Below are 12589 nucleotides of genomic sequence, written 5' to 3' on the forward strand. Positions count from 1 at the left end.
ATGTCCAAGCGCCTGTTCGACATCGCCTTTGCCGCTTTGGCCCTGCTGCTGCTGTGCCCGCTGCTGCTGGCCGTGGCGCTGTGGGTGCGGCTGGATTCGCCTGGGCCGGTGTTCTTCCGCCAGCAGCGCGTGGGACGTGGCGGCCATTTGTTCGATATCTACAAGTTCCGCACCATGCACACCGGCGCCGAGGCCATGGGCCCGCAGATCACCGTGGGCAAGGATGCCCGCATCACGCGTGCCGGGGCTTGGCTGCGCCGCGCCAAGGTGGACGAGCTGCCGCAGTTCCTCAATGTGCTGCGCGGCGACATGAGCGTGGTCGGCCCCCGCCCCGAGGTACCGCGCTACGTGGCGCGATACCCCGCCGATGTGCGCCAGGCCGTGCTGTCCGTGCGCCCCGGCATCACCGATCTGGCCTCCATCGAGTTCCGCGACGAGAACGCGCTGCTGGCCCGCAGCCCAGACCCCGAGCGTACCTATGTGGAACAGATCCTGCCCGCCAAACTCCGCCATGCCCAAAAGTACGTGCGCACGCGTTCACTGTGGCTGGACCTGCGGATCATTGCCCGCACCGTGCTGGCCGTGCTGGGCCTGCGCACCGCGCCGCACCCGAACAGCGCCGATAACCCATAAAATCAATGGTTTGACTGGCAACAGCCCCCCTTTTTCTGCCCCGCAGCCTCGGCCCCTATGTCTGAACAGAACCACGCCCCCGCCCCCCACGACGAAAACCAGCTCATCGCCGAGCGCCGCGACAAGCTGCGCGCCCTGCGCGAGGCCCATGCCGGGGGTGCAGGCGTCACCTTCCCCAACGATTTCAAACCGGCCCACCACGCTGCCACGCTGCAGGAGCAGCACGCCAGCAAGGATGCTGCAGCGCTGGAGACCCACGCCGTGCATGTGAGCGTGGCCGGGCGCATGATGCTCAAGCGCGTGATGGGCAAGGCCAGTTTTGCCACCGTGCAGGATGGATCGCTGGGCGAAACCGGGGGGCGTATCCAGCTCTACATCACGCGCGATGCGCTGGGCGAAGAGCTGTACGCCGCCTTCAAGCACTGGGATCTGGGCGACATCATTGGCGCCGAGGGCACGCTGATGAAAACCAAGACCGGCGAGCTGTCGGTCAAGGTGACCACGCTGCGGCTGCTGACCAAAAGCCTGCGCCCCATGCCCGACAAGTTCCACGGCGTGGCCGATCAGGAGGTCAAATACCGCCAGCGCTATGTCGACCTGATGACCGACGAAGCCGCGCGCAAGCGCTTCGTGGCGCGCAGCCGGGCTGTCAGTGGCATCCGCGATTTCATGGTGCAGCACGGCTTTCTTGAAGTCGAAACGCCCATGCTGCATCCGATTCCGGGTGGTGCCAATGCCAAGCCCTTCGTGACGCACCACAACGCGCTCGAACAGGAGATGTACCTGCGCATCGCACCCGAATTGTTCCTCAAGCGCCTGCTGGTGGGCGGGTTTGAGCGGGTGTTTGAGATCAACCGCAACTTCCGCAACGAAGGCATCTCGGTGCGCCACAACCCCGAGTTCACGATGATGGAGTTCTATGCGGCCTATTGGAACTACCAGGACCTCATGGGCTTTACCGAGCAGCTCGTGCGTGATGCCGCCCAGAAGGCCGCCGGCACGCTGCAGCTGTCGTACCAGGGGCGCGAGGTGGACCTGAGCCAGCCGTTTGCCCGCCTGACCATCCGCGAAGCCATCTTCCAGCACACCGAAGCCGGCGCGCATGTCGACGATGCGGCCTGGCTCATCAGCGCCCTGAAAAAGCTGGGCATGTCGGAAGAAAAGAACCAGCTGTCCGGGCGCACCCTGGCCAGCCTGCAGGTGCTCTATTTCGAGGAGACGGTGGAAGACAAGCTGTGGCAGCCCACCTTCATCATGGAGCACCCGACCGAGATCTCGCCGCTGGCCCGCGCCAACGACCAGCGCCCCGAAGTCACCGAGCGCTTTGAGCTGTACATCACCGGGCGCGAGTTCGGCAATGGTTTCAGCGAGCTCAACGATGCGGAAGACCAGGCCGCGCGCTTTCATGCCCAGGTGGCCGCCAAGGACAGCGGCGACGACGAGGCCATGTACTACGACCACGATTTCGTGCGCGCCCTTGAATACGGCATGCCCCCTGCGGGCGGCTGCGGCATCGGCATCGACCGCCTGATGATGCTGCTGACCGACAGCCCCAGCATCCGCGACGTGATCCTGTTTCCGGCGCTGCGACGCGAGTCCTGAACCGTTGCCATTCAGGCATGGGCGCCTGCACGCATCCCAGCGGATGCCGGCAGGCCACCCTGAGGTGCAAAAAGGCCTGCGAGACAATCCGGGCCACAAGGAAACACAGTGACAGCCCCCACGCCCCTCCCTCGCCCCGCCCCTGCAGCCGCGCCGATCGGGGCTGCCCTGTCGGACCACCCGTTTTCAGTGCTGGTCGTCGAAGACATGGACGCGGTGCGTGCCGCCCTGGTTGCCGAGTTGCGCCAGGCGGGTGTGGCCGATGTTCTGGAAGCTCCCGAGGGCGCACGGGCCCTGCACCTGATCAAGACCCGGCGCCCCGACCTCGTGCTGCTGGACATCAAGCTCCCGGGCAAGGACGGCTACTGGGTGGCGCAGCAGATGCGCGAGGCCGAACCCGGCGACTGGACTCCCATCATCTTTCTGTCGGGCCTCGACAGCGACCTGGACGTTTGGCGCGGCATCGAGGTGGGCGGCGACGACTATCTGGTCAAGCCGGTCAAGCCCATCGTGCTGATGGCCAAGCTACGCGCCATGCGCCGTCTGCTGGACATGCGCCGCCGGCTGGTTTCGGTGTCGGCCGAGCTGCACCAGGCCAACCAGCGCCTCAATGAAATGGTGGAGATCGATGCGCTCACCGGCCTCGTCAACCGGCGCGGGTTTGACCGCATCCTGCACAACGAGATCCTGGCGGCCCGGCGCGATGGCACGCCACTCACGCTGATGCTCTGCGACCTGGACCATTTCAAGCGCTACAACGACGCCAGCGGCCATGTGCAGGGCGATGCCTGCCTCAAGGAAGTGGGCCGCGTGCTGCGCGAGGTGTGCGTGCGGCCAAGGGATGTGGCCTCGCGCTATGGCGGCGAAGAATTCGCGCTGATCCTGCCCCACACCCCGCGCTCGGGGCCATGACCTTTGCGCGTGCGCTGGGGCAGCTGCTCAAGGTGCGCGCCCTTGCGCACGCCGACTCGCCACTGGGCAGCACGCTGACGCTGTCGGGCGGCATCACCACCTGCGTGCCCGACGACAGCACCAACGCCGAGAGCATGATCATGCGGGCCGACCAGGCGCTCTACGCCGCCAAGGCCCAGGGCCGCAACCGCTTCTTCAGCTTCGAGATGCAGATGGACACGGTGGAGCAGTTGCACGGCTGAGCGCTCCTTTGTCGATCTTCTCCTTTTTTTGACGCCACACGGCGCACGCCCATGGCCATTTCCCGAATGCAACTCCTGAAAGCCCGCCTGCCCGAATGGGTGCAGGACTGGCTTGACGTCATCATCCCCGGCTCGCAGATCGTGCTGATCCTGATGGCTGCCTGGCTGCTGCAACGCACGCTGCGCCGCCTGGTGCGCCGCGCCAGTGCGCACTACCAGTTTCCCGACGAACTGCTGGTGCCCATCAATGGCCTGATCCGGTGGCTCATCATTGCCAGCGCGCTGCTGCTGGTGCTCGAACGCATGGGCGTTTCGGCCACGGTGCTGTGGACGGCGTTCACCGGGTTTGCCACCGTGGGTGCCGTGGCGTTCTTTGCCGCCTGGAGCGTTTTGTCCAACCTGTTCTGTGCGCTGCTCATCTTCACGGTGCGGCCGTTTCGCATTGGCGACCACATCGAGGTGCTGGACACCGCCGAAAAGCCCGGCGCCAAGGGCCGGGTGGTGGACATCAACCTGCTCTATACCACCCTGGAAGACCATGGCGCAGCAGCCGGCCACACGGCCTGGCTGCAGATTCCAAACGCCTTGATCTTCCAGCGCGTGGTGCGCCGTTTTCAAGACTCCCCGCCACCGGCCGAGCCCCCGGTGGAGCCGTCGGCCCCGGCTGCACCGATGCAAGCCGTGGGGACCATCAGCCCGACCGCAGCCTTGCCCTCCAGCGCCGCACCGGCGCCGTAGTCAAGGCAGCAGATCCAGCGCCTGCAAATAGGCCGGCTGGTACATCAGGTCGTCCCAGGCCTGTGGCAGGGTTTCGGGCAGCAGGGCCAGGCGGCGCGATTCGCTGTCTACACTGGGCTGCCAGCGGCCTTGGGCACGCGCCTGGTCCAGACCATCGATCAGTTCATCCACCGCCTTGCCATCGCCCACGCTCTGGTTGCACAGCAACACGAGGTCGCAGCCGGCGGCGAGGGCCGCAATGGCCGCATCGGTGTAGCTGACCACCTGGCCATCGAGGCGCCGCGCGCCTTCCATGCTGAGGTCGTCGCTGAAGATCGCGCCGTCAAAGCGCATCTGGCGGCGCAGGATGTCTTGCAGCCAGCGCTGCGAGAACCCTGCGGGGCGGCTGTCCACCTTGGGGTAGATCACATGGGCCGGCATCACGCTGGTGAGCGTGCTGCTGAGCCAGGGGTACGGTGCGGCGTCGTCGGCCAGGATGGCCTTGAGGCTGCGCTTGTCCACCGGCACCTCGGTGTGCGAATCGGCCTTCACAAAGCCATGGCCGGGGAAATGCTTGCCGCAGTTGGCCATGCCCGCCTGCAGCAGGCCGTGCATGAGGCTCTTGGCCAGCAGGGCCACCACGCGCGGGTCGCGGTGGAAGGATCGGTCGCCGATGACGCCGCTTCGGGAAGCGCCGGGCCGCCCCATGCTTTCCGAGCCCCCTCGAGGGGCAGCCAGCGCTTGCGCTGGCGTGGAGGCATCGTCCGTCCAGTCGAGGTCCAGCACCGGGGTAAAGCTGAAGTCCACGCCACAGGCCCGCAGCTCGGTGCCCAGCACGTAGCCGGCCGCCGTGGCCGCGTTGGTCGCGCGCAGTGCGCCGCTGCCGGGCACGGCCTTGGCGCCCTTGCCGTCATCCATCCACATTTCACCGAACGCGCGCATGGGCGGCAGGTGGGTGAAGCCATCGGTGCGAAAGCGCTGCACGCGGCCGCCTTCGTGGTCCACGCAGAGCAGCAGGTCGTCCCGCACGGCCTTGATGCTGCTGGTGAGCTGCAGCAGCTGCGCGCGGTTCTCCCAATTGCGGGCAAACAGAATCACGCCGCCGGTCAGCGGATGGGCCAGGCGGCGGCGATCTGCGGCGCTGAGCGTGGTGCCAGCCACGTCGAGGATGAGGGGTGCGTGTTCGGTCATATGGATTTCGGTTTCGCCAATGAGGTTGCTATTTAATTCATAGCTGCTAGCGCTTAACTACTAAGCACTAGAGGCCGTTTTTACATCAATTTTTCGACCACGCAGAAGCTGGCGGCATAGTCGGTTTCGTCGGTCACGCTCAGGTGCGCCGTGAGGCCTTTGGCATCGAACCATTCCTTGAGCGCGCCGTGCAGCACGATCACGGGCTGGCCACTGGGCAGCTTGGCCACCTCGCAGTGGCGCCAGGTCATGGGCATGCGCATGCCAAGGCCGATGGCCTTGCTGAAGGCCTCCTTGGCCGAAAAACGCGTGGCCAGGTAGCGCAGTCCCCGGTCGGGCCAGCGGCTGCTGCGCTCGCGCCAGGTGGCCAGTTCACCATCGGCCAGCACCTTTTCGGCAAAGCGCTCACCATGGCGCGCCAGGCTGGCCTGGATGCGGCGCACGTCGCAGATGTCGGTACCGATGCCGTAGATCATGGAATATGAATCAAAATGGTTCCAGCGCTCTATTCATAGGCGCCTACAGCTATCAAATCAGGAGTTTTTGATGGGTGCAAAGCCCGCTGCAATGCAACCCAGATACGCCTGCACCGTGGCGGCATAACCGAGCTCCAGCGCGTCGGCAATCAACGCGTGGCCGATGGAGACCTCCAGCAAGCCGGGCACCCCGCGCACAAAAGCGGCCAGGTTGTCGCGGTTGAGGTCGTGGCCCGCATTCACGCCAAGCCCCACATTCAGCGCGGCCTGGGCAGCAGCGGCGTAGCGTTGCAGCTCGGCGGCTTGCTGCGGCTTGCCCCAGGCGGCTGCGTAGGGCTCGGTGTACAGCTCCACCCGGTCGGCGCCTGCCGCCTTGGCTGCGGCCATCTGCTCGGGCACCGGGTCCATGAACAGGCTCACGCGCACGCCCAGCGCCCTGCACTCCGCGATCAAGGGCGCGAGGCGTTCGGCATCCTGCGGAAAGCTCCAGCCATGGTCGCTGGTGAACTGGTCTTCGCTGTCAGGCACAAAGGTCGCCTGGTGGGGGCGAACCTGGCGGATGAAATCCATGAGGTTCTGCGACGGGTTGCCTTCGATGTTGTATTCGCGGTCGGGCCAGTCCTTCATCAGCGCGGCCAGCTCGAACACATCCTGGCGGCGGATGTGTCGCTCATCGGGCCGGGGGTGCACCGTGATGCCCTGCGCACCCGCCTGCAAGCACAGCTCGGCGGCGCGCGTGACGCTGGGAATGCCCAGGTGGCGCGTGTTGCGCACCAGGGCCACCTTGTTGACGTTGACCGACAAGGCGGTGCGATGCAGGATGTGTTGTGGCATGTTCATAAGGACTGCAGGTCGATCATGAGCTGGCGGGTGCGCAGCGTCGGGCTGCCGCAATGGTATTGCAGCAAGGCCCGCAACTGAGGTTTGAGTTCGGCGGCCACCGGGGCGCAGGCACGCAAGGTGGCGGTGTAGCTGGGCACGGCATCCAGCGCGCGCTGCAGGGCCTGCCACTGGCTGCCGAGCAGGCCTGCACGGTCGGCGGAGGACGCGGCGCGCAAGCCGCCTTCAGGCACCAGCGTGTAGCGCGCATCGGGCTGCAGCGGCGCGAAGGTCATGGTCTGGGCATCCAGGCTGGGCAGCAGGCCAATCTCACGCAGCAGCAGCAGCTCGAAGCTGCGCAGCACGGGCTCCAGCGCATCACCATGCTCGCTGGCCAGCACGCGCACCACGCCGGCATAGGCATCGAACAGGGCAGCGTGCGGGTCGGCCCGGGCCAGCAGCCGCAGCAGCAGTTCGTTGAGGTACATGCCCGACAGCAGCGCATCGCCCGTGGGCATCACATGGCCGCCCACCCACTCGGCGCCCTTGAGCGTGTGGATGTCGGCCGTGCCATCCCCAGTGAGCGTGTAGGTCACGAGCAAGGGTTGCAGCGGCAGCAATACGGGGCGGAAGTTGGAGCTGGGCTTCTTGGCGCCCTTGGCCACCAGGGCCACTCGGCCCTGCCGGCGGCAAAACACTTCCAGGATCAGGCTGGACTCGCTCCAGTCGTAGCTGTGCAGCACGAAGGCGGGCTCATCGGCAATGCGGCGCACTGGCATGAAATAAGCGCTACGCCATCCTTCAAAAGGCCGCGGAACAGGCCATGCCAGCGGACGCCGAGGAACGGGCTTTGCCCGGCCACTGGCGTCGTCCCCCTTCCCGTAGCGCGCAGCGATGCGAGAGAAGGGGGAAGCGGCGCAGCCGCTCAGGGGGATGGCCGCTATTCATAACCGAACGAGCGCACGCGGGCTTCATCGTCTGCCCAGCCGGAACGCACCTTGACCCACAGCTCCAGGAACACCTTGGCGTCCATGAGCTTTTCCAGCTCCTGGCGGGCTTCGGTGCCGATGCGCTTCAAGCGCTCGCCCTTGTCGCCGATCACCATCATCTTGTGGTTGTCGCGCTCGACCACGATGGTGGCGGCAATCTTCACCAGGCGCTTGTGCTGCTTGCTCTTTTCCTCATCAAACTTGTCGATGACCACGGTGGAGGTGTAAGGCAGTTCATCGCCCGTGAAGCGGAACAGCTTCTCGCGCACGGTCTCGGAGGCCAGAAACTTTTCGCTGCGGTCGGTCAGCTCGTCTTCTGCATACCACCAGGCCTGTTCGGGCAGGTATTTGGCGCAGATGCCAAAAAGGCGCTCGATATCGCCCTTGTTCTTGGCCGACATGGGCACGAACTCGGTAAACGGGTGGCGCTCCTGCATGCTCTTGAGCCAGGGCGCCAGTTCGGCGCGGCGGTGCACCATGTCGAGCTTGTTGGCCACCAGCAGCGTGGGGATGCCGGGCTTGAACAGGCTCAATACCTTGGCATCGGCCAGCGTGAAATTGCCGGCTTCGACCACAAACAGGATCAGGTCCACGTCGCCAATCGCGCCCATCACGGTCTTGTTGAGCGACTTGTTGAGCGCCGTGGCGTGGCGGGTCTGGAATCCGGGCGTATCGACAAAGACAAACTGCGTCTGCTCGCGCGTGCGGATGCCCGTGATGCGGTGCCGCGTGGTCTGCGCCTTGCGCGAGGTGATGCTGATCTTCTGGCCCACCAGCGCGTTGAGCAGGGTCGATTTGCCCACATTGGGTTTGCCCACGATGGCGATCACGCCGCAGCGCTGGCCCGGAACGGCCGCCGGAGCACCCGCGGCGGCCAGCATGGCATCCAGGTCGTTTTGCACCGGAGCGCTTTCAGCGCCTGCGTCACCAGCTACATCTTTGGTAGCATCATTCATAAATTCTTCGCTTTCAGTGTGGCCAGCATGGCGGCGGCGGCGGCCTGTTCGCCGGCACGGCGCGAACCGCCGATGCCCCGTTCGGCCAGGCCCAGTTCGGTGATTTCGCACTCCACGTCAAAGGTCTGGCGGTGCGCCGCCCCTACCGTGGCCACCACGCTGTATTGCGGCAGCTTCATTTTGCGACCCTGCAGCCACTCCTGCAACGCGGTCTTGGGGTCCTTGGCGGCGGCCTGCATCTGGGGGTTGATTTCCACCCCCTCAAACAGGCGGTGCACCAGCGCCTCGGCACTGGCGTAACCGGCATCGAGGTAGACGGCGCCAATCAGGGCTTCGAGCGCATCGGCCAGGATGGAGGGCCGCTGCTGGCCGCCGGACTTGGACTCGCCCTCGCCCAAACGCAGAACGTCGGACACCTGCAGACGCAGTGCGAGCTGGTGCAGGGTGTCCTGCTTGACGAGGTTGGCGCGCACGCGCGAGAGATCGCCCTCGGGCAGATCGCTCAGCCGCTGGTACAGCAGGCTGGCGACGGCCAGATTGAGCACCGAATCGCCGAGAAACTCCAGGCGCTCATTGTGGTCCGCTGAAAAGCTGCGGTGCGTGACGGCACGCTGGAGCAGCGAGGCGTTGGAGAAGGTGTGCTGCAGACGGTTCTGCAGCGCTAGAAGAGCCGGCTGCACCTAGTTGGTCTGCGCGTCAAAGCGATACACCAGGTAGGCGGGGCCTGCCAGGGGAATCTCGCGCGCATATTTGAAGGACACCACCACCTTGTCGCCACGCTTGGTGATTTCGAGGTCGGAACCCTTGAGCGAGTTGATATCGTCAATGGCTGCGGCGCGGTCAAAAGCAGCACGAATCGCGGGCACGGTGGTCTCGATCTTGGCCTTCTCGATGGCCTTTTTGGCCGCGACATATTCCAGGAAGATCGGAATGGACTGCCCGCCAATGGCAAAGGCTGCCACCGCAAACAAACCGACAAAGATCAGCCCGAAGAACGACAGGCCGCGCTGGCGCGACCGGCTGGCTGTGCGATGCGTGCTCATGTTTCTACCCTCTCGTTGTTGTGTGTCTGCTGTCTTTAATGAAATGAACCAATCCGCTTGAGGTTGCCAAAGTTCATCCAGACAAAGAACGCCTTGCCCACGATGTTCGCCTCGGGCACAAAGCCCCAGTAGCGTGAATCCAGCGAATTATCGCGGTTGTCACCCATCATGAAATAGTGCCCTTGTGGCACCTTGCAGACGACGCCTTCCACACTGTAGCGGCAGTTGTCGCGGTAAGCGAAGTTGCTGGCGCCCTGCACAAAAGCAGGCACATCGGGGTTGTTCAGCAGCCGGTGCGGCTGGCCACCCAGCTGCTCTTCGTACTGCTTGAAATAGCGCATTGCGTCTTCATCAAAGAAATCGGGCACCGCCGTGGTTTCGACGGGCTTGCCGTTCACCGTGAGGCGCTTGTTCAGGTAGGCCACCTCATCACCGGGCACGCCCACCACCCGCTTGATGTAATCCAGGCTGGGCTGCGGCGGATAGCGAAAGACCATCACATCGCCACGCGCAGGCTGGTTGCCCTCGATGATTTTGGTGTTGATGACCGGCAGCCGGACGCCGTAGGTGAACTTGTTCACCAGAATCAGGTCGCCCACCAGCAAGGTGGGAATCATGGAACCGGACGGGATCTTGAAGGGCTCGAAAAGGAACGAGCGCAGGAAGAACACCGCAGCGATCACCGGAAACAAGCCTGCAGTCCAGTCCAGCCACCAGGGCTGCATCAGGATGCGGCCCTTGGCCTCCTGCACGTCCACATCGACCTTCTGGATGCCCATGCGGTCGAGCTCGGCGCGGCGTTGCACGGCTGCATCCTCGATGGCCTGCGCCGCGCGGCGCCTGCGCGGCAGAAAAACCAGGCGCTCGCCCAGCCAGTAGGCCCCGGTGACCACGGTGGCCAGGAACAGCAACAAGGCGAAGTTGCCCTCGATGGCACCCATGTACCAGGCACCGACGTAGCCCGCAAAGGCCGCGAGCACCAACGAAGTCAGAATTTGCATGAACTGCATCAATCTTCCACCTGCAAAATGGCGAGGAATGCCTCCTGGGGCACCTCGACCGAGCCAATCTGTTTCATGCGCTTCTTGCCTGCCTTCTGCTTTTCGAGGAGCTTGCGTTTGCGGCTGACGTCGCCGCCGTAGCATTTTGCCAGCACGTTTTTGCGCAATGCCTTGATGGTTTCGCGCGCAATGATGTTGGCGCCGATGGCGGCCTGAATAGCCACGTCATACATCTGGCGGCTGATGATCTCGCGCATCTTGGCCACCACGGCGCGGCCGCGATACTGCGACTGCGAGCGATGCACGATGATGGACAACGCATCCACCTTTTCGCCGTTGAGAAGAATGTCGACCTTCACCACGTCCGACGCGCGGTACTCCTTGAACTCGTAGTCCATGGACGCATAACCGCGCGACACCGACTTGAGCTTGTCGAAGAAGTCGAGCACGATTTCACCCAGCGGCATTTCATAGGTGAGCATGACCTGGCGACCGTGGTACGCCATGTTCATCTGCACACCGCGCTTCTGGTTGGCCAGCGTCATCACCGGGCCCACATAGTCCTGCGGCATGTACAGGTGCACCGTGACAATGGGCTCGCGGATTTCCTCCAGCCGTCCCTGGTCGGGCATCTTGGAGGGGTTCTCCACCATGATCACTTCGCCATCGGCCCGGACCACCTGGTACACCACGCTTGGGGCGGTGGTGATGAGGTCCTGGTCGAACTCACGCTCCAGACGCTCCTGCACGATCTCCATGTGCAGCAAGCCCAGGAATCCGCAACGGAAACCAAAACCCAGCGCCTGGCTGACCTCGGGCTCGTAGTGCAGCGATGCATCATTGAGCTTGAGCTTTTCGAGCGCGTCGCGCAGCGAGTCGTATTCACTGGCCTCGGTGGGGTACAGCCCGGCAAACACCTGGGGCTGGATTTCCTTGAAGCCGGGCAGCGCCTCGGTGGCGGGGCCGGCGTTGTTGGGCAGTTTCTTTTCGAGCGTGATGGTGTCGCCGACCTTGGCTGCCTGCAGCTCTTTGATGCCGGCAATGATGTAGCCCACCTGGCCGGCATCGAGCGAATTGCGCGGCTCGTTGGCGGGCGTGAACACACCCAGGGTATCGGCGTTGTACACCGCGCCACTGGCCATCATCTTGAAACGTTCGCCCTTGAGCAAACGACCATCGACCACGCGAACGAGCATCACCACGCCGACGTAGCTGTCAAACCAGCTGTCGATGATCATCGCGCGCAAGGGGCCATCCGGGTTGCCCTTGGGCGCAGGCACCTTCGCAACAATGGCTTCGAGGATTTCGTCAATGCCCATGCCGGTCTTGGCCGAACAGGGAATGGCATCGGTGGCGTCGATGCCGATCACATCCTCGATCTCGGCCTTGGCGTTGTCGGGATCTGCGTTGGGCAGATCCATCTTGTTGAGCACGGGAACCACTTCCACACCGAGGTCGAGGGCGGTGTAGCAGTTGGCCACGGTCTGCGCTTCCACACCTTGCGATGCATCGACCACCAGCAAGGCGCCCTCGCAGGCAGACAGGGAGCGGCTCACCTCATAGGAGAAGTCCACATGGCCCGGCGTGTCGATCAGATTGAGGTTGTAGACCTGCCCGTCCTGGGCCTTGTATTGCAGGGCAGCGGTCTGCGCCTTGATGGTTATCCCACGCTCTTTCTCGATGTCCATCGAGTCAAGCACCTGCGCCTCCATATCGCGATCTGCGAGTCCACCGCACCGCTGGATCAAGCGGTCGGCCAACGTCGATTTGCCATGGTCAATGTGCGCAATGATGGAAAAATTTCTGATGTGTTTCATCAACGGGAAACGTCAAGTAATTGAATTGAAACGGCGCGGACAAGAAAAAAGGGCGCGTCGAATGGCGACGCGCCCTGAACCAACAATCATTGGCAACTGCGAAGGTTGGGGCTTCATTGTAGGCAAAATGCCCGCATCAATGAGCCCCGAACCCCACATGGGAAGCGCGTTGCTGCAGTGCAACAAGCATT

Annotated in this window: 12 protein-coding genes and 1 pseudogene; 4 read left to right on the forward strand and 9 right to left on the reverse strand. The window is 64.0% G+C overall.

The genetic code is table 11. The features are described from left to right. The 4 genes and pseudogenes from CBP34_RS14345 (at position 1) to CBP34_RS14360 (ending at position 4127) form a co-directional block, all read left to right on the forward strand. Positions 1-633, forward strand: a complete 633-nt coding sequence (locus CBP34_RS14345; RefSeq protein WP_094099192.1) for a sugar transferase — start codon at positions 1-3, stop codon at positions 631-633. A 57-nt stretch (positions 634-690) separates the two neighbouring features. Next, a complete protein-coding gene (gene lysS, locus CBP34_RS14350; protein ID WP_094098430.1) occupies positions 691-2235 on the forward strand; it encodes a lysine--tRNA ligase in 1545 nt (514 codons plus the stop codon). A gap of 207 nt (positions 2236-2442) precedes the next feature. Then, positions 2443-3389, forward strand: a pseudogene (locus CBP34_RS14355) (GGDEF domain-containing response regulator). A gap of 51 nt (positions 3390-3440) precedes the next feature. Next, positions 3441-4127 carry a mechanosensitive ion channel family protein gene (locus CBP34_RS14360; RefSeq protein ID WP_236748428.1) on the forward strand — a complete coding sequence of 229 codons (687 nt, stop codon included), beginning with the start codon at positions 3441-3443 and terminating at the stop codon, positions 4125-4127. On the opposite strand, the gene nagZ is transcribed toward CBP34_RS14360, so the two are convergent. The 9 genes from nagZ to lepA form a co-directional block, all read right to left on the reverse strand. Next, positions 4128-5297, reverse strand: a complete 1170-nt coding sequence (gene nagZ / locus CBP34_RS14365; protein ID WP_094098432.1) for a beta-N-acetylhexosaminidase — start codon at positions 5295-5297, stop codon at positions 4128-4130. 80 nt (positions 5298-5377) lie between these two features. Further along, positions 5378-5773 carry a holo-ACP synthase gene (acpS, locus tag CBP34_RS14370; protein WP_086913049.1) on the reverse strand — a complete coding sequence of 132 codons (396 nt, stop codon included), beginning with the start codon at positions 5771-5773 and terminating at the stop codon, positions 5378-5380. Positions 5774-5830: 57 nt separating this feature from the next. Then, entirely contained in the window at positions 5831-6613 is a 783-nt protein-coding gene (locus CBP34_RS14375) for a pyridoxine 5'-phosphate synthase (RefSeq protein WP_208616338.1), read from the reverse strand. Then, positions 6610-7371 (reverse strand): DNA repair protein RecO, encoded by a 762-nt coding sequence (gene recO, locus CBP34_RS14380; RefSeq protein WP_094098433.1) that lies wholly within the window; start codon positions 7369-7371, stop codon positions 6610-6612. Before recO ends, CBP34_RS14375 begins: the two co-directional genes overlap by 4 nt. 161 nt (positions 7372-7532) lie before the next feature. Then, on the reverse strand, positions 7533-8537 hold the full coding sequence (gene era, locus CBP34_RS14385; RefSeq protein ID WP_086927886.1) for a GTPase Era: 1005 nt from the start codon (positions 8535-8537) through the stop codon (positions 7533-7535). Further along, positions 8534-9217 (reverse strand): ribonuclease III, encoded by a 684-nt coding sequence (gene rnc / locus CBP34_RS14390; protein WP_086913053.1) that lies wholly within the window; start codon positions 9215-9217, stop codon positions 8534-8536. Before rnc ends, era begins: the two co-directional genes overlap by 4 nt. Further along, complete coding sequence (locus CBP34_RS14395; RefSeq protein ID WP_094098434.1) at positions 9218-9580, reverse strand: DUF4845 domain-containing protein; 363 nt, start codon at positions 9578-9580, stop codon at positions 9218-9220. 35 nt (positions 9581-9615) lie between these two features. Next, on the reverse strand, positions 9616-10590 hold the full coding sequence (gene lepB / locus CBP34_RS14400; RefSeq protein ID WP_094098435.1) for a signal peptidase I: 975 nt from the start codon (positions 10588-10590) through the stop codon (positions 9616-9618). Further along, positions 10590-12398 (reverse strand): translation elongation factor 4, encoded by a 1809-nt coding sequence (lepA, locus tag CBP34_RS14405; RefSeq protein ID WP_094098436.1) that lies wholly within the window; start codon positions 12396-12398, stop codon positions 10590-10592. The genes lepB and lepA overlap by 1 nt, the downstream gene beginning before the upstream one ends. Positions 12399-12589 lie beyond the last annotated feature (191 nt).

Origin of the sequence: Acidovorax carolinensis, assembly GCF_002157145.1 — a bacterium.
In the GTDB taxonomy this organism is placed as follows: domain Bacteria; phylum Pseudomonadota; class Gammaproteobacteria; order Burkholderiales; family Burkholderiaceae_C; genus Acidovorax; species Acidovorax carolinensis.

Coding starts and splice junctions, on each gene's coding strand:
- recO (WP_094098433.1), bottom strand. CDS start 7,371: ATGCCAGTGCGCCGCATTGCCGATGAGCCCGCCTTCGTGCTGCACAGC.
- era (WP_086927886.1), bottom strand. CDS start 8,537: ATGAATGATGCTACCAAAGATGTAGCTGGTGACGCAGGCGCTGAAAGC.
- CBP34_RS14375 (WP_208616338.1), bottom strand. CDS start 6,613: ATGAACATGCCACAACACATCCTGCATCGCACCGCCTTGTCGGTCAAC.
- lepB (WP_094098435.1), bottom strand. CDS start 10,590: ATGCAGTTCATGCAAATTCTGACTTCGTTGGTGCTCGCGGCCTTTGCG.
- lysS (WP_094098430.1), top strand. CDS start 691: ATGTCTGAACAGAACCACGCCCCCGCCCCCCACGACGAAAACCAGCTC.
- CBP34_RS14395 (WP_094098434.1), bottom strand. CDS start 9,580: ATGAGCACGCATCGCACAGCCAGCCGGTCGCGCCAGCGCGGCCTGTCG.
- CBP34_RS14345 (WP_094099192.1), top strand. CDS start 1: ATGTCCAAGCGCCTGTTCGACATCGCCTTTGCCGCTTTGGCCCTGCTG.
- acpS (WP_086913049.1), bottom strand. CDS start 5,773: ATGATCTACGGCATCGGTACCGACATCTGCGACGTGCGCCGCATCCAG.
- nagZ (WP_094098432.1), bottom strand. CDS start 5,297: ATGACCGAACACGCACCCCTCATCCTCGACGTGGCTGGCACCACGCTC.
- CBP34_RS14360 (WP_236748428.1), top strand. CDS start 3,441: ATGGCCATTTCCCGAATGCAACTCCTGAAAGCCCGCCTGCCCGAATGG.
- lepA (WP_094098436.1), bottom strand. CDS start 12,398: ATGAAACACATCAGAAATTTTTCCATCATTGCGCACATTGACCATGGC.